The following is a 19,631-nucleotide window of genomic DNA, read 5'->3' as shown; positions in this document are numbered from 1 at the left end:
ACTGTTGCGGGGCATTGTGCCAGCACTAAACGTCCCTGTCAGACGGACGTCGCAGTGCCACACGCGGCCGGGTAGCCGACGGGGTGCTCGGATCCCGGGCGGGATCCAGGGCGGGTCCAAGGCAGCTCCGGTGCAGGACAGTCAGCATCATCGAGACGCATCGTGCCAGCGCCAAATGCCCCTGTCTGAGGGGCACCGCACGTTGTCTGGCGCCGCCGGCTGAAGTCCGCCAGCAGCGCGCCCGATCAATGCTTGCTGCTGCGTGTCCGTTTCTTGGCTGCCGGACTTGCCGCGCGCTTCTTCGCTGCCGGGCGGGATGAACGACCCGCCTCGGCGACCGGCGCCGAAGTTTGCTGCTGAGCCGGCTGACGCGAACCGCCGCGCTGCGGACGGCCTGCACCATTGAATTCGCGAATGGACGGGCCGCCAGTCGGGGCATCCGCGCGCTCGAGCGCCGCCGTGCGCTCCGGCTTGTCCGACGCACCGCGAGAGCCCTGCCCTGGCTTGACCGGCGTATCGCGAACCAGACGGAAATCGATCTTCCGCGCATCGAGGTCGACCCGGCTGACCTGGACCCTGACGCGATCCGACAGCCGGTAGCGAATGCCCGTGCGTTCGCCGCGCAGTTCATTCTTGACCTCGTCGTACTGGAAGTAGTCCGAGCCGAGCTCGGTGACATGGACGAGCCCTTCGATGAACAGCGAGTCGAGCTGCACGAAGATGCCGAACGACGTGACACCACTGACCATGCCGCCATATTCCTCGCCGAGCTTGTCACGCATGAAGTAACACTTGAGCCAGGCTTCAACGTCGCGAGACGCTTCATCGGCACGGCGCTCATTGGCCGAGCAGTGCATGCCGAGCTCTTCCCAGATCGCATTGGTCGAGCGCGCGCGACCGCGCGAGGTGTCGTCCTCGCGCTGCATGGCACGCGCGGCCGGCGACAGCGATGTGCTCAGCGTGACATCGTGCGAGAGTTCCGGGTGGTACTTGCGGCGTGAGAGGATCGCGCGGATCACGCGGTGAGTCAGCAAATCGGGATAGCGGCGAATCGGACTCGTGAAGTGCGCGTAGGCATCGTAGGCGAGCCCGAAGTGGCCGATATTGTCCGGATTGTAGACGGCCTGCTGCATCGAACGCAGCATCATCGACTGGAGCATCTGCGCATCGGGCCGCGTGCGGACCTGCGCCATCAGCGCCGCGTAGTCGCTCGCATGCGGCTTGTCGTTGCCGCCGAGCGTGAGGCCCATGCCGCGCAGGAAGGTGCGCAGGTTCGCGAGCTTTTCCTCGGTCGGTCCCGCGTGGATCCGATAGAGGCCCGAATGCTTGTTGCGCTTCATGAAGTCGGCCGCGCAAACATTGGCCGACAGCATGCATTCTTCGATCAGCTTGTGGGCATCGTTGCGCGTGCGCGGCACGATCTGCTCGATCTTGCCTTGCGCATTGCAGACGATGTACGTTTCAGTCGTGTCGAAGTCGATCGCACCCCGTTTCTGGCGCGCGTGTAACAGCGACTTGTACACACCGTAGAGATTCTGGAGATGCGGCAGCAGATGGGCGCGCTTTGCTGCTTCCGGCCCCTTGGTATTGCCGAGCACCGCCGCGACTTCCGTATAGGTCAGCCGCGCCGCCGAATGCATGACCGCCGGATAGAACTGGTAAGCCTTGACGTCGCCCTTGCTCGTGATGACCATGTCGCAGACCAGCACGCAGCGGTCGACTTCGGGATTCAGCGAACACAGGCCGTTCGACAGCTTTTCCGGCAGCATCGGAATGACCCGGCGCGGGAAATAGACCGAGGTGCTGCGTTCGAGTGCATCCGTATCGAGCGGGTCGTTCGGGGTGACATAGTGTGAAACATCCGCGATCGCGACCAGGAGACGGAAACCTTCGCCGCGTCCGACCTTGAGCGGCTCGCAATAGACTGCATCGTCGAAATCGCGCGCATCCTCGCCGTCGATCGTCACGAGCGGCACATCACGCAGGTCGACTCGATGAGTGAGATCCGCCGGGCGGACTTCGTCGGGCAGCTGAGCAGACTTGGCGATCGCGGCGGGACTGAATTCGTAGGGCACGCCGTACTTGCGCACCGCGATTTCGATTTCCATGCCCGGATCGTCGATCTCGCCGAGCACCTCGATCACGCGGCCGAGCGGCTGCGAATGGCGGCTCGGGAAATCCGTGATTTCGACACTGACCACTTGCCCGACCCGCGCCTTGCCCTGCGTGCGCGACGTGATGAGGATGTCGTGGCCGATACGCTTGTCTTCCGGCGCAACCAGCAAGACCCCGTTTTCGTTGAGCAGGCGGCCGATGACCTGGCGGTTCGCGCGGTCCGTGACCTCGACGATATGCCCTTCGGGGCGGCCGCGGCGATCGTAGCCGACGATGCGCGCGAGCACGCGGTCGTTGTGCATGACCTTTTGCATTTCCGAATTGACGAGAAACAAGTCATCCTGGCCATCATCACGGATCAGGAAACCGTAGCCATCGCGGTGGCCCTGTATCCGGCCCGCGACGAAGTTCGATGGGTGCGTGAGCAGGTAATAGCCGCGCTTGTCGAGCCGCAACTGGCCATCACGCTCCATCGCGCCGAGTCGCTTCAGGAAGCCTTCACGTTCCTGGCGCTTGATGGCGAGCGCTTCGGCGATGTCATTGGCCGCCAGGGGCGCTTCGGTCGTGCGCAGCACGCCGAGGATTTCCTCGCGGCTCGGGATCGGATAGGGGTATTTGCTCAAGTGCAGGTCGGCGCGTTTATAGAGGGTGGTGTAATGGCATGGAAAGACTGCAATCGATTCTATCACCAGCATCTCGCGCCAAAGCGCGGTGATGGCTTGCAGCGGGATTGAGGCCACGCGATTTTTCGGGATCGACGGCGGCCTTTTACGATTCGTCGAGAAAATGCGCCTGGCCTGTTGACAGCCGTTCGGAACCCCGGAATAATTGCGGCTTCTCTGAACGAACAACGGCACGTAGCAAGTAACAAGCCACGCAGTCGGTTCAGACGCAGTGCCCAGGTGGCGGAATTGGTAGACGCACATGGTTCAGGTCCATGCGCCGCAAGGTGTGGAGGTTCGAGTCCTCTCCTGGGCACCACAAGATAGTTTCAAGATTGTTCGAAAGACCCCGCAAAGCGTTCAGCCTGCGGGGTTTTTTGTTTTTGAACCCTCAGTTCGCTCCATGACGAGCCGCGGCATTTTCGTACGCCTTCCTGTGTGTCGGTCGCAGCGGTGGCATTGGAACATGGTCTCAACGCGAATCTCATTCACCGCTGGTCGCGCCAGCCCGAGGGCTAGGTGAGCGAAGCCGAAGTGATCCCTGCTCGCCTGGCGCGATCGAGCGGCTTCATGCCGCTGCGCTCAGTGCATCGTGTCTGCTTCGGCGCGCGCTCCTGCATCAGTGTCCCCCACCGGCGGCTGCGCAACAGGCGGTCGGTTCCCGCGGTTCCGCGCGAACGCCTCATCCGCATAACAAATCTTCGTCTGCCCATGCGGTGCCGGTTCGCCGTTCTCGTCGAGATTGACGAACACCATTTTCTCGACCGTCAGAATGCTCTTGCGCGTGATCTTGTTGCGGACTTCACAGCGCAGCGTGATCGACGTGTTGCCGAAGTGCGTCGCGATCATGCCGAGTTCGATGATGTCGCCTTGACGCGCCGAGCTGACGAAATTGATCTCCGACATAAACTTCGTGACCACGCGCTGGTTGTCGAGCTGGCAGATCGCATAGATCGCTGCTTCTTCGTCGATCCAGCGCAGCAGGCTGCCGCCGAACAGCGTGCCATTCGGGTTCAGGTCTTCGGGCTTGACCCATTTGCGGGTATGAAAATTCATCGGGCGTCCATCCTTGAAAGTGGCGGTCCTGATGCAAAGGCATTAGGGTTAACGCTAGGCCTGGTGCGAATATAAGGGTTTTCCCTAGCATTTGGCAAGGACGACAAAAAAGCCGGCTCGAGGCCGGCTTGCTGATAGCACACGGTTTTCGGCCCAGAGGGCGGCAAGCCTACGCTGGAACCTGATGCTCAGTACGCTGCATCGATTCGCGCGCGCTGAAGCGCTCATACCATGCGGCAAGCGTGGTATGTCGGCGCCAGCCTTCGTCCGGAAAGCGCAGGTCGAGGTAGGCCAGCGCGCACGCAATCGAGATCGTGCCGATATCGACGCGCTCGCCAAAACCCGGCGCCCACGATTCGAGCCGGGCAAGCGCCGATGTCACCTTCTCGTGCTGGCCACGCTGCCACGGTTTGAAAAACATCTCGTCCGGCCGCATCACTCGCTCGTAACGCATCAGCAGCGCCGCATCGAGAAGACCGTCGGCAAGCGACTGCTCGGTCAGCCGTTCCCAACGCGCGGCGCCCGGGGCCGGAAACAGGCGATTGCCACCCGCGAGCGCGTCGAGATACTCGCAAATCACCCGGCTGTCGTAGAGCACCATGCCGTCGTCGGTGAACAGCGTCGGCACCTGGCCGAGCGGATTGGTCGCGACAATGGTCTGGTCGCGCGTCACGGGGTTCGCCGCCGAGGGCAGTCGTTCCATCTCGAAACCCAGTTCCGCACCGGCCACGAGCACCTTGCGAACAAACGGGGAAGTCGGCGAGTAGTGAATCTTCATTTTCGTCCTTTCGTACGATCAAAAAGAGGGTGCAGCTGTCACGACATCGGCTTGACCGTGCAGCATGTGTTCCGCGCCCGGCGATGGTTCAGAAAGCCGCTTGTCAGACCGCCATCGGCCTCGAGAATCCTACCAGCCACACTAGGAAGCTGCATCCGACAGAAACAAACCGATCGGCTCGCAATATCCCCGGCCGCGAGAAGCCCCAGCCGTCGCGAAGATCTTCAAGCTCGCCCGACACTCGCAGGGCAGGACATCTGTAATCGCGCCGAGCACACGCTCCGTATCGGCGACGAATACATCTCCACACTACCCCTGCGCGACTGAAACCTAAACTACACAACCCCAAGCATATCCTTCAACTGTGCCGCCTTTGACCGGCTTACCGGCACGAGCGTCTGATCCGCGTCAGCCATGACTAGGTTGACGCTCTCTTCCGCCTTGACCAGTTCGACCGCATACGGAAGGCTGACGATATGACTGCGGTGGACACGCAGATAAATGCTGTTATCCAATCGAAGCTCGAGATCGGCCAGCGACAAGTTGGAGAGGTAGCGGTCATCCTTCGTGACGATCGTCGTGTAATGACCATCGCCCTGGAAACGGACGATGTCCTTCAGATCGATCAAGATCATCCGGTTCTTTCGATAGACGGGAATCTTGAACAGCCGGCGTGGTGCGGGCGCATGGTCCCGGCTCCCCGAATACGGTTCGGCCGGCTCGGCCGGTTCGGTCGTGATATCGGTCACGTCGTAGAAGATCATGCACGTACCGCATACCCCATGACGGTCGGCCATTTTGGAAACCTTGATCATCAATATCCTGTCCGGGATATTGATCATCATCGCGACAGGCGGCGGTGATTTCACCGGGCACCCCCCCGCGTCCTGCGATTGCAGCAAGAAGCGCAGCTTGTCGCGGCTCTTCTCCGGATGCAACTGCACCACGTCAATGCCGTACAGGCTGTCCTGCGTGACGCCCAGCGACTGCTCTGCCGCCGGCCCCAGGATCTGCAACGCAACGTCGTTGAATGCCGTCACATGCCCCTGCGTATCCAGCCAGACCATGCCGGGATTGAACTGCTCCAGTTTGTGCTGGAAGGTCTCATTGCGGCGCGGCTCCGACGACGGCGTCGGTATCGAGGAGTGCTCCAGCGGGTTCATCAGTGTCTCCGAGAAACCTCGGCCTTCAGGCCGGGGAGATAAGGAGACGGTTTTTGTGTTGTTTCCGTTCTCCAGTTGACTGGGGGTTTGTCCGTCGCTTCCCGAATTCACGCAAGCTTTTACATAGTTGACGCAGGAAAAACCGGTCTTCGTGAAATCGCGTTGAATTGCTGCGCCGCGTTGTGAAATTCTCGGTTTTTCTGTACTCCCCCGCTACCCCGTAAACCCGGTGTTTGCGCCGCGATCAGGCACGAGGGTACGCAACTGGCTAGCCGGCGTTCACGCTCGCCAACCGCATTTGGCGCAGCCGTTCCACCGTTGAAGCACGGCCGTTGAATTGCGGCATCGCATTGTGAAATGCTCAGTCGTTGGTGTCCAAACAAAACAAGGAGACATACGTGATACCGCGCCCCTTCGAATACCACGTTCCCCGTACCCTTGCGGAAGCAATCTCGCTGCTGAACCAATATGGCGACACCGCAAAGCTGCTGGCCGGCGGCCACAGTCTGCTGCCGATGATGAAGCTCCGTTTCGCCGAGCCGGGTCACCTGATCGACCTCGGAAAGCTCACCGAGCTTAAGGGTATTCGCGAGGTCGGCGATGAAATCCGCATCGGCGCGATGACGACGGAAAACGAGCTGATCGGCTCGAAGGTATTGCAGGAAAAGTGCCCCTTGCTCATCGAGGGCGCCCGCCAGATTTCAGATCCGCAAGTACGGTACCGGGGCACGATCGGTGGCGATATCTCCCATGGGGATCCCGGCAATGACCACCCCACGCTGATGATCGCGCTGGATGCCTCGTTCGTGTTGGTCGGCGAGCATGGCGAACGCGTCGTGGCGGCCGACGGTTTTTTTCTCGGCACCTATATGACGCAACTCGAACCCGGCGAGATCATGACCGAAATCCGCATTCCGACCCCTGCGGCGGGAACCGGCTGCTGCTACGCGAAGCTCAAGCGCAAGACCGGCGACTTCGCGACCGCCGCCACCGCCGTCACGCTTCGCATGAACCGCGAAGTCGTCGCAGACGTTCGCATCGTCCTGACCAATGTCGCACAGTGCTCGCTTCGCGCGCTCGCCGCGGAACAAGCGCTGCGAGGCAAACCGCTCGATGACGAACATATCGCCGAAGCCGCGCGGCTGGCCATGAGCGTCTGCGAACCGGCAGAGGACTTGCGAGGGGACATCGAATACAAGACGGCGATGGCGGGCGAGATGACGCGGCGCGCACTGAGCACCGCCCTTGCGCGGGCAACGCATTGAAAGACGTACCCAACCTGCATCGAGGGGACCCGAGATGAGCAAGAAGATCATGGTGTCGTTCAAGCTGAACGGCACACAAACGGATGTCGTCGTCGAGCCGCGCGAATTGCTTATTCACACGTTGCGTGAGAAGTGCCTCCACACGGGGCCGCATATCGGCTGTGAGACGTCCCACTGCGGCGCGTGCACGGTGGACGTGAACGGCATGTCAGTCAAGTCCTGCACCATGCTCACGGTTCAGGCCGAAGAGGCGGAGTTGCTCACGGTGGAGGGGCTCGCGAAAGGCGGCGAGTTGCATGCGTTGCAGGAAGCCTTTATGCAGGAACATGGCCTGCAATGCGGCTTTTGCACGCCGGGCATGCTCATACGCGCTTACCGGCTGTTGCAGGAAAACCCGAATCCGAGCGAAGAGGAAATCCGCTACGGGATGTCGGGCAATCTCTGCCGTTGCACCGGCTACCAGAACATCGTGAAAGCGGTGCAGTACGCCAGCGCCAAGCTGCGTGGCGAAACGGTCACGACCTCGCATCCGCTCATGGCGGAAGTCTCAGCGCACTGACACCGGGAGAAACGCAATGGGAAATATCGACGCCAATCTCGATCGCCTCGCTGCGCTGGAAGGCATGGGCTGCTCGAGGAAACGCCGCGAGGATCCGCGCTTCATCCAGGGCAAGGGCACCTATGTCGACGACGTCAAGATGCCCGGCATGCTGTTCGGCGTGATGGTACGCAGCCCTTACGCGCATGCACGGGTACTGAAGATCGACAAGACGCGCGCGCTCGCCCACCCCGGCGTGCACGCCGTCCTCACCGCCGACGACCTCAAGCCGCTCAAGCTCCACTGGATGCCCACACTCGCGGGCGATGTCCAGGCCGTGCTCGCCGATGAGAAAGTCGTCTTCCAGAACCAGGAGGTCGCGTTTGTCGTGGCCGACGATCGCTACGTCGCGGCTGATGCGGCCGAGCTGGTCGAAGTCGAATATGAAGAACTGCCGGTGGTCATCGATCCGCTGAAGGCGCTCGCACCCGACGCGCCCGTGATTCGCGAGGACATCCGCGACAAGCAGACGGGTGCGCACGGCGCCCGCTCGCACCCGAACCACATCTTCACCTGGAATGTCGGCGACAAGGACAAGACCGCGCGCGTCTTCGACAATGCGGACGTCACCGTCAGGCAGGAGATGCTGTATCCGCGCGTGCATCCCTGCCCGCTCGAAACCTGCGGTTGTGTGGCCTCCTTCGACAAGGCGCGTGGCGACCTGACGGTCTACATCACATCACAGGCGCCGCATGTCGTACGCACGGTGGTGGGCATGCTGTCTTCGATTCCGGAATCGAAAATCCGCATCATCTCGCCGGATATCGGCGGCGGTTTTGGCAACAAGGTCGGGGTCTATCCCGGCTACGTGGTGTCGATTGTCGCCTCGATCGTGCTGGGACGCCCCGTCAAGTGGATCGAATCGCGCGCCGAGAACCTGAGCACCACCGCGTTTGCACGCGACTATCACATGACCGGCGAACTCGCCGCGGACAGCAGCGGCCGCATCAAGGCGCTGCGCGTACACGTCGTTGCCGATCACGGCGCCTTCGATGCGTGTGCGGACCCGACCAAGTGGCCCGCCGGCATGTTCCATGTCTGTACCGGCTCTTATGACATACCCAATGCCTTCGTATCGGTCGACGGCGTCTATACCAACAAGTTTCCGGGCGGTGTCGCCTACCGGTGCTCGTTCAGGGTGACGGAGGCGGTGTACCTGATCGAACGCATGGTCGACGTGCTTGCGCAAAAGCTGGGCATGGACAAGGCTGAGATCCGCCTGAAGAATTTCATCCGCAAGGATCAGTTTCCGTTCTCCACACCGCTCGGGCTCGACTACGATTCGGGTGACTACGAGCCTGCGCTCAGGAAAGTGCTGGCCGCCGTCGACTACCCTGCCTTGCGCGCCGAGCAGACGGCACGGCGCGCGGATGCAAACGCCGAGTGGCTGATGGGAATCGGCATCGCGACCTTTACGGAAATTGTCGGCGCGGGGCCATCGAAGATGTGCGACATCCTGGGCGTCGGCATGTTCGATTCGTGCGAGATCCGCGTGCATCCCGATGGTTCGGCCATCGCCCGCATGGGTACGATCACGCAGGGCCAGGGGCATCAGACCACCTATGCGCAGATCATCGCATCCGAGGCCGGCATACCCGCGTCGGTGATCACGGTCGAAGAAGGCGATACGTCCACCGCGCCTTATGGACTCGGCACCTACGGATCGCGCTCCACGCCGGTCGCCGGTGCGGCGGTCGCGCGAGCGTCGCATAAGATTCGCGAGAAGGCCCGGCAAATCGCCGCCCATCTGCTCGAAGCCAGCCCGGACGATGTCGAATTCGATCTCGACCGCTTCGTGCTCAAAGGCTCGCCCGAGCAGTTCAAGACGATCAAACAGGTCGCCTGGGCGGCCTACCACAACGTGCCGGAAGGAATGGAGATGGGGCTCGAAGCGGTCGATTACTACGATCCGCCCAACTTCACGTTCCCGTTCGGCGCGTATGCGTGTGTACTCGAGGTCAACCGCTTTACGGGCGAAACACGGGTGCGGCGCTTCTACGCGCTCGACGACTGCGGCACCCGCATCAATCCGATGATCATCGAAGGCCAGATCCATGGTGGCCTGACCGAGGGTTTCGCCGTAGCGATGGGACAGGAACTGCCTTACGACGAAGCCGGCAACCTGCTCGGAGGCACGCTGATGGACTACTTCATTCCCACCTCGTTTGAAACGCCTCATTGGGAAACAGACTTCACCGTGACACCCTCCCCCCATCATCCGATCGGTGCGAAGGGCGTGGCCGAGTCACCGCACGTCGGCTCGATTCCGTGCTTTACCTCGGCGATGGTCGATGCGTTCGCGCATCTCGGTGTCACGCATATGAACATGCCCCACAACGCGTATCGCGTGTGGCAGCAAAGCCGTTCGCTCGGGCTCGCACGGCAGTAGCACGGGAGACTGGAGAACTCGGACAGACAAAGGATGATTCAATGAAAGTCGTCATCGAAAAGGTATTTCCTTTGGCATCCACGGCGGATGCGGCATGGCAATGCCTGCAGGACATCGAAGCGGTAGGCAACTGCATGCCGGGCGCGAGAATTACGGAGCGTGTCGACGCGACTCACTACAAAGGCACGGTCACCGTGCGAGTCGGGCCAGCCATGATGTCCTTCAGAGGCAATATCGAAGTCGTTGGCCTCGACGCGGCGCTTCACACCTTGCATCTGGTCGGAAAAGGCTCGGATTTGACGGGCACGTCCGGCGCGTCGATGGACCTCGTCGCAACCGTGCAGGCCAGTGGCGCGAGTTGCGAACTGGTCGGAAAGAGCGAAGTCACGATGAGCGGCAAAGCGGCTGCGTTCGGAGGCCGAATGATGAACACCGTGGCGGACCAGATACTCAAGCAGTTCGTTGCCAACTTTGCCGCGTTGGTAGAGGCCGAGAGCATCGCGCAGGATTCACCCTCATCTGGCGACCCGGTGGTGGGAGCGGTGGAGATAGCTGGAGCGGCAGCCGCTTCGCCCGTCCCAGCTTCAGCCCCAGCTTCCGGCCTAGCCCCAGCCACGGCTTCAGCTCCAGCTCCAGCCACCGAGTTGAACGGCCTCGCGCTTGCGTGGGCCATCTTGCGTGACTGGCTGCGCGGACTGCTCTCGCGCAAGACGGCCTGAGCGGCGAGATCGTCATGTTCACTGACCGCATGAGCGATGTGCTGATCCTGCAGCAACGGCTCGACCATCACGGCTATATTGCCGAACGCAGCCTGGCGGCCACACTGCTGCTGACGATGGAAATGCGGCGGCCCGTGCTGCTGGAAGGCGAGGCCGGTGTCGGCAAGACGGAAGTCGCCAAGGCACTCGCGCGGCTCTCAGGCACGCGCCTGATCCGGCTTCAATGCTATGAGGGCCTCGACGTCCATTCGGCGCTTTATGAGTGGAACTATCAGCGCCAGTTGCTCGCGATCAAGCTGCTCGAGCAGGACGACCGGCCGGTACCGGACAAGGAACAGGATATTTTTTCCGAACGCTATCTGCTCAAGCGGCCCCTGCTCGAAGCGATCACGACGACGCCCGCCCCTGTTCTGTTGATAGACGAAATCGACCGCACGGACGAAGCGTTCGAAGCCTATCTGCTGGAACTGCTGTCGGACTTCCAGATCTCGATCCCCGAACTCGGTGTGATTCGCGCTGTCGAGCGGCCGGTCGTGGTGCTGACGTCCAACGGAACCCGCGAGATTTCCGATGCGCTGCGTCGCCGCTGCCTGTATCACTACGTCGACTATCCGAACTTCGAGAAAGAACTCGCGATCGTGCATGCGCAAGCGCCGGACATGCCTGCGAAACTGGCGCAACAGGTGGTCGAGTTCGTGCAGGCGGTCCGGCAGATGGACATCCAGAAAAAGCCCCGCATCGCCGAGACGCTCGATTGGGCAGCGGCGCTCCTGCGCGTGGGCGTAAGCGCCCTCGATTCGGACGGGATCGACCGGATCATGGATACGCTGTCCGCGCTGGTGAAGACACGCGAGGACCAGGCGGGCCTCACGCGGCCTGTCGTCGAAAAACTGGCGGCCGCATGTTGACCGATATCCACAGCGCCGCCCGCACGGCGTCACCCGACCTGGCAGAAGCCATGACGTCCCGCTACGTCGGGTTCGCCGGATGGCTGCGTACAAACGGTTTCCAAATCACGAGCAGCGACGTGACCGCATCGATGGAGGTCGCGCAGCGCGTGGGGCAGTTCGACCCGCTGCTGTTGCGCTGGAGCCTGCGCGCGTGGCTCTGCTCGCGTGCCGAAGAGTGGCGGCGTTTCGATGCACTTTTCGATGCCTATTTCCTCGCACCGAATCGCCGTGCGCTTGTCCAAACGCGGGCGGGTGGTGTGGGCAGCATCGCACCCGATCGCGACGGTGCCGCGCGTGACGACAGCGATGGCATGCCGCTGTCCCTGGCCGGTGACGGCGCCGATGCCGCGCTTGCGGGCGGTAAAACGGCCGAGCATGGCATGAGCCGTGAAGCGTCGCTCATGCACGCGGATTTTCGTCATCTGAACCAGCCCGACGAATTGTTCGCCATCGATGAGGCGATCAGGCGCTTCGTCCAGAAACTGCGCGGCGTGCAGGTGCGTCGCGAGCGACGTGCGGTGTCCGGTCGCACGATCGACATGGCGCGCACCATCCGCCTGAGCGTGCCTCACGGCGGCATGCCGCTGGAACTCGCGTGGCGCCGCAAGCAGCGCGTGCGCCCGCGCATTGTTCTGCTGCTCGACGTCAGCCGCTCGATGAGCCTGTACAGCTTCTTCTTCCTGCGGCTGGCCAGGGTCATCAGCACGCGCTTGTCCGACGTCCATTGCTTCATCTTCCACACCCAGCTCGTCGGCATTGCGCAGGCGCTGCGCGATCCCGATCCGTGGCGCTCGCAGGAACGGCTGCAACTTCTCTCCGCGGGCTGGGCGGGTGGCACGCGCATCGGCGACAGTCTCGAAGAATTCAATCAGCGACACGCAGCCGCGTTGCTGCATTCCCGGACCGCCGTCGTGATCGTCAGCGATGGCTACGATGCGGGCGAACCCGCGCGCCTGCAGCAAGCGCTGCGCAGAATGCGGTGCCGCTGCCGGTATCTGGTCTGGCTCAATCCGCTTGCCAGTCGCCCCGGCTTCACGCCGAGCAGCGCCGGCATGAGGGCCGCCATGCCTTACATCGATCTGTTGGCCGGCGCAGGCGATCTCGCCAGTCTCGAGCGCGTACTGCCACAAGTGTTGTCCATACTGCAATGAGCCCCGCCATGAACCCGACCGGCCATTCTGAAAACCACTCGGCGCTCAATGCCGATGAGCTGCTCCAGCTCGAACAGCGGCTCGCTCAAGAGGCGCGCTTGTTCGCCGTGGCCACCGTGATCCGGACGCAGCCGCCCACGTCGACATGGGTCGGCGCGCAAGCGCTGGTCGAAAGCGACGGCACCCTGCACGGCTGGATCGGCGGGGGCTGTTCAAGGGCGATCGTGGTCCAGGCCGCGCAGGAATCGATGCGCTCAGGACAGCCGAAGCGCGTTCGCATCAGTAACTCGGAAGGAGCGTCGGAACCCGGCGTGGAGCATCACGCCATGCCGTGCGCAAGCAACGGCACGATCGAACTCTTCATTCAGCCATCCGTGCCCGCGCCGTCGGTCCTGGTGTTGGGATCGACGCCGACCGCCCTCGAAGCCTGCGTGCTGGCGCAACGAATGGGGCTGCGCGTCTATGCCGCGGCCAGTGTGACCGAGCCGTTTGCCCCGCTCGGATTGTCTCGGGTCATCTTCGGTTTCGATAGCGAAGCGTTCGGCCTGTTGAGGCCTCGACTGATTCTCATCGCCACGCAGGGCGATGGCGATGAGGAGGCACTTGAAGCGGCCTTACGTACATCGGCATCGGCTGTGTTGCTGGTCGCGAGCCAGCGCAAGGCGGATAGGTTGCGCGAAACGATGCGCGAGCGCGGCATCACTGCCGAACGGCTCGCCGCACTCCATGCACCGGCCGGGCCTCGTATCCATGCGCGCACGCCGCAGGAGATCGCGCTTGGCGCGGTAGCAGGGTTGGTGATGCTGCGTCGCGTGCTGGAGCAGGACGCGGCGGAGGCATCGAATGCACTTGCGACCGCAGCCGAGGTATTGCCGCCTGTGCCGCCCTGCGAATCGATGGCATCGGTCGAGCCCCCACCGCGCTACGTCAATCCGGTGTGCGGGATGGTGGTCGATATGGCATCGGCGAAACATGTCGTCGAATTCGGCGGGCAACGCTTTTATTTCTGCTGCGACGGCTGCAAGCTCGAATTCGAGGGCACGCCCGAAAAGTACCTCGGGATCGTGCACGATGCGCAACGGCGGGCCCCCGTATGAACGAGCCAGGCACCACGCGTGCGCGGCACGCCGCGCTGTCCTTTTCCGCCGTCGTACTTGCCGCGGGCATGTCGACGCGGATGCCCGGCAAACACAAGCTCTTGCTACCCATCGACGGACAGCCCGCGGTCAGGCGCACCGTGAGCGCACTGATTGCGGCCGGTCCCGAGGAGATCGTGATCGTGACTGGCTTCAATGCCCACGCCATCGTCGATGCACTCAACGACTTGCCGGTGAGATTCCAGTTCAACCCACACTACGAGGAAGGACAGGTGACGTCGGTCGCCGCCGGCGTCGCCGCGCTCAACGCACCATGCAGTGTCGTGCTGGTGTGCCTGGCCGATCAGGTCCTGCTTTGTCCCGACGACTATCGTGAACTGATCGATGCCTACGGTGCGATGCCGCGCGGATCGATCCTGGTGCCCACATGCAATGGACAGCGCGGCAACCCCGTCGCGTTTTCGGCAAGCTATGCCACGGAGGTCATCAGCGGGCATGTGAACCCCGGGTGCAAAAAGCTGATCGCCGAGCATCCGGATGAAGTCTTCGTCCACGAAGCCTTGCACGATCGCTTCGCGCTCGACATGGATACGCCGGAGGACTACGCACGCGTCCTGACACGGCTTGGACTTGGGGGCGTGACAATCGCCGTCGAACCGCGGGCAACGACTTGACCCACGGCGGCATGCCTTCTCGGCACTTGCAGCGTCCTGCCCCGCACGACTTGATCCTCCGCAAGCTGCATGGTCCTGCCTTTCCACTCAGGAGGCCTCGAGCATGCTTTCAAGACGTATGGGAAGGTGTCGTATCCGCTTGCCGGTCGCATGAAAGACTGCGTTGGCGATCGCGGGGGCTACGCCCACGAGGGCGATTTCCCCGACCCCCTTCACCCCCAACACATTCACATGGACATCGTGCTCGTCGATGAAGTGGACATCCATGGCCGGGATGTCCAGATTCACCGGCACCAGGTAGTCAGCCATATGCGCATTCACAGGGCGTCCATCCCGGGCATCCAGAACGGTGGACTCCATGAGTGCCATACCCATGCCTCCGATCATGCCACCGGTACATTGACTCTTCGCCAGCCGTGGATTGACGATGTGCCCGGCACCATATGCGCCTGTCATCCTGCGCACCTGAATCGTCAGGACGTCCGGGTCGACGGCCACCTCGACGAACACGGCGCCAAAAGCGACCATGGTGAATTTCTGCGCGACCGAAGTGTCACGCGAGCCCACGGCCGTCACCTCGACAGGCTCGTTGCCAAGCAGGGGCACGACATCCCTATAGGCGAGACCAGGGCCGTCCTGCTCGCGCGCACGGACGCGGCCCTCACTCCATTCGAGCTCGCCGGGCTGCATGCCAGACAGAGCAGAGCCGGGCCTGGACGTCAGTTGACTTGCGATCTCGGCCTGTAAGGCCTGGCAAGCAGCGTAAACAGCGGAACCTACCGAAGCCATCGTCATTGAGCCACCATGCGGCGGTGTCGGAGGATAGTTGGACTGTCCCAGACGAAACTTCACGTGATCCATCGGCACGCCGAGCACGTGTGCCGCCACCTGTGTCATCGAAGTGTAGGTACCCGGCCCCATGTCGCTGGAAGCCGTCTCGATCTCGAACATTCCGTCGCCGAGCATCCGCGCACATGCTTCAGCCGGAGCAAAAAAGACCGGATAGGCGGCCGAAGCCATCCCCCATCCCACGAGCAGACGAGCGTCACGCATTGAACGAGGTGCGAACTGACGCTGTGACCAGCCGAAGTGCTTCGCACCCACGTCGTAGCATTGCAGCAGCGACCTGCTCGAAAAAGGCAAACCGGAGCCTTCATCGATTTGCGGTTCATTGCGGCGTCGCAACTCCAGCGGGTCGATCTTGAGCGCGTAAGCCAATTCATCCAGCGCCGCTTCGATCGCGAATACTCCGCTCGCCTCGCCGGGCCCGCGCATGTGCGTCGGGGTACTCGTATCCATTGGGAGGAGCCGGTAACGGGCGCGAAGACTGGGGCACGAGTACATATAGTGCGTGGCCGATGTCAGCGCCTCGGCGTGCTGCTCGTAGCGGCTCGTCTCTGCCGTTCCCTCATGCACGAGGCTCAGGAGCTTACCGTCGGGTGTCGCGCTCAATGAAATCCGCTGCACCGTGCGAGGACGATGCCCCGTCGTATGAAAGGACTGGCGTCGCGAGAGGACGAGCTTGACCGGCCGCTCGATCAGCTTCGCAGCAATGGCCGCGAGCGTCACATGGGGCCATGTCCTCAGACTCGTCCCGAAAGCGCCGCCGACGAACGGGCAGATCACCCGCACATTCTCCGGGGGCAAACCGAAGATCGCGGCGATCTCCGCTTGCTCGTTCACTACGAACTGGCTCTTGCTCCATAGCGTCAGTTGCTCGCCTTGCCAATGGGCGACCGTGGCGTGAAGCTCGATCGGCGTGTGATTCTCGCGCGAGATGTCATATTCGGCATCGACGGTAACCGCTCCAGCGACGGGGGCCGCCAGTGCGTTACCACGCGACTTGTCAGCCTGCCTCGTCCCCAGCGCCTCCGGCAGAATCTCGATTGCCCGGGGGTCGTGCGGATCGACGACGGGCGTTTGCGCGTCGTAACTGACGCGAAGCGCCAAAGCGCCGCGCTCCGCGTCGTCCAATGTATTCGCGATCACGACGGCCACAGGCTGACCATAGAAGCGAACCTGGTCATCCTGAAGCACGTGAAGGCGTTCGCCAGCCGCGGGATCGATAAACCCCTTGTGTGGCCGGTAAGCGAGGCGCGGTGCGTTCAGGTGGCTGATGACACTGACTATTCCGGGCAGTTCGAGCACCGGCTGTACATCGATGGCGGTGACGCGGCCGAGCCCGACTGCCGCCCCTACGACCACTGCGTAAGCCTGGTTCGGCTGGTTGAAGTCGGCGGCATACTGTGCGAGCCCAGTCACTTTCGCGTGCCCGTCGATACGTTTTTCCGCGCTTGAGATCAACGTGTTCACGATTGGACCTCGCTAGCCATTTCGAGCGCGCGTATGACCGTACGCTCCAGCAATCCGACCTTGTATCGATTGCCTGACAAGGGGACGGTGCCGTCCTTCGCCATACGGCCTGCTGCCTCGAAGACAGTCCGGCCGGGTTTTTTCCCGGCGAGAACTTGCTCGCAGGCACGCATGCGCCATGGCTTGGTTCCCACGCCTCCGCATGCAATGCGAGCATCGTGGATGACGCCTTCAACGATGTCCAACGCCGCGGCCGTCGACACAAGCGCGAACTCATAGGATGCGCGATCACGCACTTTCAGATATCGAGCGTGCCGTGCATGGTTGCCTCCTGGCACCCGTATGTCGATGATCAGTTCGCCCGGCACAAGCATATGCTCCAGATGAGGCGTGGTTCCGGGAAGTCGATACAGCGCTTCGACCGGAAACGACCGCTCGCCATCCGAACCTCGCACGCGCATGGTTGCCTCCAGTGCCACCAGCGAGACGGCCAGGTCCGATGGATGGGTCGCAACACAGTGAGCACTGCCGCCCAGAATCGCATGGCCAGCATTGAGTCCGTCGATCGCGGCACAGCCGGAGTCAGGGACACGCTTGTTGCACGGCGCGTCCAGCATGCGGAAGTAAGGACAACGCACCCGCTGCAGCAGGTTGCCCCCAATGGACGCCATGTTGCGCAGCTGAGGCGACGCCCCCTCGACAAGCGTTTCCGCAATCAGCGGTTGCAGCCGGCGAACGACGTGATCTGCTGCCACATCGGACATTCGCGCCAAAGCACCGATGATCAGATCGCCTTCGTCTTCGCGGATATAGTCCAGCGGAACGGCATTGATGTCGATGAGCCGCTCTGGCCGTTCCACTTCCTCACGCATCAGGTCGATGAGCGTAGTGCCACCGGCGATGTAGCGTCCGCCTGACAGGGCGGCCTCGATGGCTTCGCTTTCGTTCAGCGCGTGTTGCATGGAAAAGGGGAGCATGATCTAGCCTCGACCTGCTGTTTCGGCGATGGCGTCGACGATACCGGGATAGGCTCCACATCGACAAATGTTGCCACTCATCCAGAATTGAATTTCCTCCCGTGAACCTGCGTGGCCCTCGGCGATGCAAGCTACGCCCGACATGATCTGCCCTGCCGTGCAGTAACCGCACTGAAATCCCTCGTGCTCGATGAAGGCGGTTTGCAACGGATGAAGTTGGCCGTCTTTCTCCAAGCCTTCGATCGTTGTGATCACGGCTCCATTGTGCATGGACGCCAGTGTCAAACACGATACAACGCGGCGCTCGTTCAACAACACGGTGCATGCGCCACATGCGCCCTGGTTGCATCCCTTCTTTGTTCCGGTCAGGCCGAGTTTTTCGCGCAGCACGTCGAGTAGCGATTGGCGCGTATCGACGATCAGTTCCTTCATCTCACCGTTGATTTCCAAACGAATCAACACCAGTGAATTGACGCCGGTGGTCTTGCTGATCGGGATGTTCTGGAAGGCTTCGGGGCTACTCTTCGGGCTCCCCGGTAGCGTTTGAGTGGCATTCGAGGAATCTGTATCGTCCATGAGTCACCTCCTGTTCATGGCGTAGCAATCGCTTGATTGACCCGGCCTACCCCCAGGTCGTCGCCGACTACTCGAACACGTTCGCCGACAACGGCCGGGCAAAAAGCAGGACGCGGGCCAGCCCGAGTTTAGTCGCAGGACTGCTTATCTCCCGACCGGAGAGGTTGTGATGAATCGCCAGAACGGCCTGCTTCGGGTCGAAGCAGATCATGCACAATGACACCTCGTGCCGTCGAGTGCGCGCTTCAGTTCTTTTCCGCTAGCTCTACATTATTTTTCACGGACGTGACACCGGCGACGGATTGCGCGCTATTTCCGGCAAGTGCGATCTGTCCTTGTTCGGGCACTGTCCCGTTCAAGGTGACCACACCGTTCTTGGCAAGCACGGTAATCCCGCTCGAAGTCAGGCCCTTGGTTTTGGTGAGCGCATGGCGGACACTTTTCGCCAGTGCGTGATCCTGCTGTTTCGGCGTGCCTTCAGTCGATGTACCGGCAGCGGGTGTGGATGGGGAATCGCCCTCGGCGCCATTGGCTGCGCCGATGGACATCGTGACGAGGGCGGCTCCGACCATCAGGACACTAAATCGAGTTTTCATGGCATGGACCTTGTCTGAAAGTAAGGGTACCTCCGAGCTGACCGACCGAGACATCCGGACTGCCGAAGCGGTCTGCTTCATCAGCACAACTAATACCTTGAATGACACAGTTGCCAGTCAAATTGAACTTGCACAAAGCCTGGATTGCAGGCGTTTGTTCCGTGGCGGTCGGTTGCTTCAGTCAAGGTTTCCGACACGCAGCGCCTGGATCGTCCCGATTGCGTGATGCCCCGGTACGTCATCGCCACCGAGCCGTTCGTCGAACCACGTTACCGAAATCATAGGCAAGAATGCGGTCGTGGGCACGGACGATTTCACGCCGATAATTGGCGACAGCCAGATTCCTGAAAGGTACGCGTCCCGGACAATTGGCGACCGTGTTCTGCGCGCGCGAGCCCGACTCGCAGACGCCGCGCAGGGATGCTTCCGAATGAGCGGACTCGCAAAGCGGGCATCGATCAAGAAGCGAGGAATGTGCCCGGTCCCCGCATCGTTGGTGAGGCAATCTTGACCGAAGCCATGTCGTCCTGGTACGTCAGGCGGTGGTTCTTG

At 61.9% G+C, this 19,631-nt stretch carries 16 protein-coding genes, 1 tRNA gene and 1 pseudogene; 9 read left to right on the top strand and 9 right to left on the bottom strand.

Going from position 1 to position 19,631, the window contains the following annotated elements; genetic code table 11:
* Nucleotides 1–245 precede the first annotated feature (245 nt).
* Nucleotides 246–2,810: a ribonuclease R gene (gene rnr, locus HV670_RS19000; RefSeq protein ID WP_175106470.1), complete on the bottom strand. Its 2,565-nt coding sequence runs from the start codon at nt 2,808–2,810 to the stop codon at nt 246–248.
* A 201-nt stretch (nt 2,811–3,011) separates the two neighbouring features.
* On the opposite strand from rnr, the gene HV670_RS18995 reads away from it, so the two are divergent.
* A tRNA-Leu gene (locus HV670_RS18995) sits at nt 3,012–3,096 on the top strand.
* Between the two features lie 263 nt (nt 3,097–3,359).
* On the opposite strand, the gene HV670_RS18990 is transcribed toward HV670_RS18995, so the two are convergent.
* The 3 genes from HV670_RS18990 to HV670_RS18980 form a co-directional block, all read right to left on the bottom strand.
* Nucleotides 3,360–3,833 (bottom strand): acyl-CoA thioesterase, encoded by a 474-nt coding sequence (locus HV670_RS18990; RefSeq protein WP_175106421.1) that lies wholly within the window; start codon nt 3,831–3,833, stop codon nt 3,360–3,362.
* Nucleotides 3,834–4,002: 169 nt separating this feature from the next.
* Complete coding sequence (locus tag HV670_RS18985; protein WP_175106420.1) at nt 4,003–4,611, bottom strand: glutathione S-transferase family protein; 609 nt, start codon at nt 4,609–4,611, stop codon at nt 4,003–4,005.
* Between the two features lie 335 nt (nt 4,612–4,946).
* Nucleotides 4,947–5,774 carry a PAS domain-containing transcriptional regulator gene (locus HV670_RS18980; RefSeq protein ID WP_175106419.1) on the bottom strand — a complete coding sequence of 276 codons (828 nt, stop codon included), beginning with the start codon at nt 5,772–5,774 and terminating at the stop codon, nt 4,947–4,949.
* Nucleotides 5,775–6,172: 398 nt separating this feature from the next.
* On the opposite strand from HV670_RS18980, the gene HV670_RS18975 reads away from it, so the two are divergent.
* From HV670_RS18975 to HV670_RS18940, 8 genes are read left to right on the top strand one after another with little or no spacing between them, the layout of a single operon-like run.
* Complete coding sequence (locus HV670_RS18975) at nt 6,173–7,039, top strand: FAD binding domain-containing protein (RefSeq protein ID WP_175106418.1); 867 nt, start codon at nt 6,173–6,175, stop codon at nt 7,037–7,039.
* Between the two features lie 34 nt (nt 7,040–7,073).
* Nucleotides 7,074–7,598, top strand: a complete 525-nt coding sequence (locus HV670_RS18970; RefSeq protein WP_175106417.1) for a (2Fe-2S)-binding protein — start codon at nt 7,074–7,076, stop codon at nt 7,596–7,598.
* 16 nt (nt 7,599–7,614) lie between these two features.
* Nucleotides 7,615–10,026: an aerobic carbon-monoxide dehydrogenase large subunit gene (locus HV670_RS18965; protein ID WP_175106416.1), complete on the top strand. Its 2,412-nt coding sequence runs from the start codon at nt 7,615–7,617 to the stop codon at nt 10,024–10,026.
* 41 nt (nt 10,027–10,067) lie between these two features.
* Complete coding sequence (locus HV670_RS18960; RefSeq protein WP_175106414.1) at nt 10,068–10,745, top strand: SRPBCC family protein; 678 nt, start codon at nt 10,068–10,070, stop codon at nt 10,743–10,745.
* Nucleotides 10,746–10,759: 14 nt separating this feature from the next.
* Nucleotides 10,760–11,653 carry an AAA family ATPase gene (locus tag HV670_RS18955; protein ID WP_175106412.1) on the top strand — a complete coding sequence of 298 codons (894 nt, stop codon included), beginning with the start codon at nt 10,760–10,762 and terminating at the stop codon, nt 11,651–11,653.
* The gene (locus tag HV670_RS18950) at nt 11,647–12,846 is read left to right on the top strand and encodes a vWA domain-containing protein (RefSeq protein ID WP_175106410.1); all 1,200 of its coding nucleotides are present in this window, start codon (nt 11,647–11,649) and stop codon (nt 12,844–12,846) included. The genes HV670_RS18955 and HV670_RS18950 overlap by 7 nt, the downstream gene beginning before the upstream one ends.
* A gap of 8 nt (nt 12,847–12,854) precedes the next feature.
* A complete protein-coding gene (locus HV670_RS18945; protein ID WP_175106408.1) occupies nt 12,855–13,943 on the top strand; it encodes an XdhC family protein in 1,089 nt (362 codons plus the stop codon).
* Entirely contained in the window at nt 13,940–14,617 is a 678-nt protein-coding gene (locus tag HV670_RS18940) for a nucleotidyltransferase family protein (RefSeq protein ID WP_175106406.1), read from the top strand. The genes HV670_RS18945 and HV670_RS18940 overlap by 4 nt, the downstream gene beginning before the upstream one ends.
* 87 nt (nt 14,618–14,704) lie before the next feature.
* Here HV670_RS18940 and HV670_RS18935 read toward each other — a convergent pair whose 3' ends face one another.
* The 5 genes and pseudogenes from HV670_RS18935 to HV670_RS18915 all read right to left on the bottom strand — a co-directional run bounded on the left by HV670_RS18935 (nt 14,705) and on the right by HV670_RS18915 (nt 19,160).
* On the bottom strand, nt 14,705–16,930 hold the full coding sequence (locus HV670_RS18935; RefSeq protein ID WP_217478461.1) for a xanthine dehydrogenase family protein molybdopterin-binding subunit: 2,226 nt from the start codon (nt 16,928–16,930) through the stop codon (nt 14,705–14,707).
* Entirely contained in the window at nt 16,927–17,907 is a 981-nt protein-coding gene (locus HV670_RS18930) for an FAD binding domain-containing protein (RefSeq protein WP_175106404.1), read from the bottom strand. The genes HV670_RS18935 and HV670_RS18930 overlap by 4 nt, the downstream gene beginning before the upstream one ends.
* A gap of 3 nt (nt 17,908–17,910) precedes the next feature.
* Nucleotides 17,911–18,483 (bottom strand): (2Fe-2S)-binding protein, encoded by a 573-nt coding sequence (locus HV670_RS18925; protein ID WP_175106402.1) that lies wholly within the window; start codon nt 18,481–18,483, stop codon nt 17,911–17,913.
* A gap of 109 nt (nt 18,484–18,592) precedes the next feature.
* A pseudogene (locus HV670_RS18920) lies at nt 18,593–18,701 on the bottom strand (PAS domain-containing protein); the annotation flags it as partial.
* A gap of 27 nt (nt 18,702–18,728) precedes the next feature.
* A complete protein-coding gene (locus tag HV670_RS18915; RefSeq protein ID WP_246257688.1) occupies nt 18,729–19,160 on the bottom strand; it encodes a BON domain-containing protein in 432 nt (143 codons plus the stop codon).
* Nucleotides 19,161–19,631 lie beyond the last annotated feature (471 nt).

The sequence above is a fragment of the Pararobbsia alpina genome (assembly GCF_902859895.1).
In the GTDB taxonomy this organism is placed as follows: Bacteria; Pseudomonadota; Gammaproteobacteria; order Burkholderiales; family Burkholderiaceae; genus Pararobbsia; species Pararobbsia alpina.
The sequence above is the reverse complement of the archived record's forward strand: the minus strand, read 5'-3'. Positions and strand labels throughout refer to the sequence as shown.

Bases quoted from the DNA above. Each gene is read 5' to 3' on its own strand.
- rnr (WP_175106470.1), bottom strand. From the start codon at position 2,810: ATGCTGGTGATAGAATCGATTGCAGTCTTTCCATGCCATTACACCACC.
- HV670_RS18990 (WP_175106421.1), bottom strand. From the start codon at position 3,833: ATGAATTTTCATACCCGCAAATGGGTCAAGCCCGAAGACCTGAACCCG.
- HV670_RS18985 (WP_175106420.1), bottom strand. From the start codon at position 4,611: ATGAAGATTCACTACTCGCCGACTTCCCCGTTTGTTCGCAAGGTGCTC.
- HV670_RS18980 (WP_175106419.1), bottom strand. From the start codon at position 5,774: ATGAACCCGCTGGAGCACTCCTCGATACCGACGCCGTCGTCGGAGCCG.
- HV670_RS18970 (WP_175106417.1), top strand. From the start codon at position 7,074: ATGAGCAAGAAGATCATGGTGTCGTTCAAGCTGAACGGCACACAAACG.
- HV670_RS18965 (WP_175106416.1), top strand. From the start codon at position 7,615: ATGGGAAATATCGACGCCAATCTCGATCGCCTCGCTGCGCTGGAAGGC.
- HV670_RS18960 (WP_175106414.1), top strand. From the start codon at position 10,068: ATGAAAGTCGTCATCGAAAAGGTATTTCCTTTGGCATCCACGGCGGAT.
- HV670_RS18955 (WP_175106412.1), top strand. From the start codon at position 10,760: ATGTTCACTGACCGCATGAGCGATGTGCTGATCCTGCAGCAACGGCTC.
- HV670_RS18950 (WP_175106410.1), top strand. From the start codon at position 11,647: ATGTTGACCGATATCCACAGCGCCGCCCGCACGGCGTCACCCGACCTG.
- HV670_RS18945 (WP_175106408.1), top strand. From the start codon at position 12,855: ATGAACCCGACCGGCCATTCTGAAAACCACTCGGCGCTCAATGCCGAT.
- HV670_RS18940 (WP_175106406.1), top strand. From the start codon at position 13,940: ATGAACGAGCCAGGCACCACGCGTGCGCGGCACGCCGCGCTGTCCTTT.
- HV670_RS18930 (WP_175106404.1), bottom strand. From the start codon at position 17,907: ATGCTCCCCTTTTCCATGCAACACGCGCTGAACGAAAGCGAAGCCATC.
- HV670_RS18925 (WP_175106402.1), bottom strand. From the start codon at position 18,483: ATGGACGATACAGATTCCTCGAATGCCACTCAAACGCTACCGGGGAGC.
- HV670_RS18915 (WP_246257688.1), bottom strand. From the start codon at position 19,160: ATGAAGCAGACCGCTTCGGCAGTCCGGATGTCTCGGTCGGTCAGCTCG.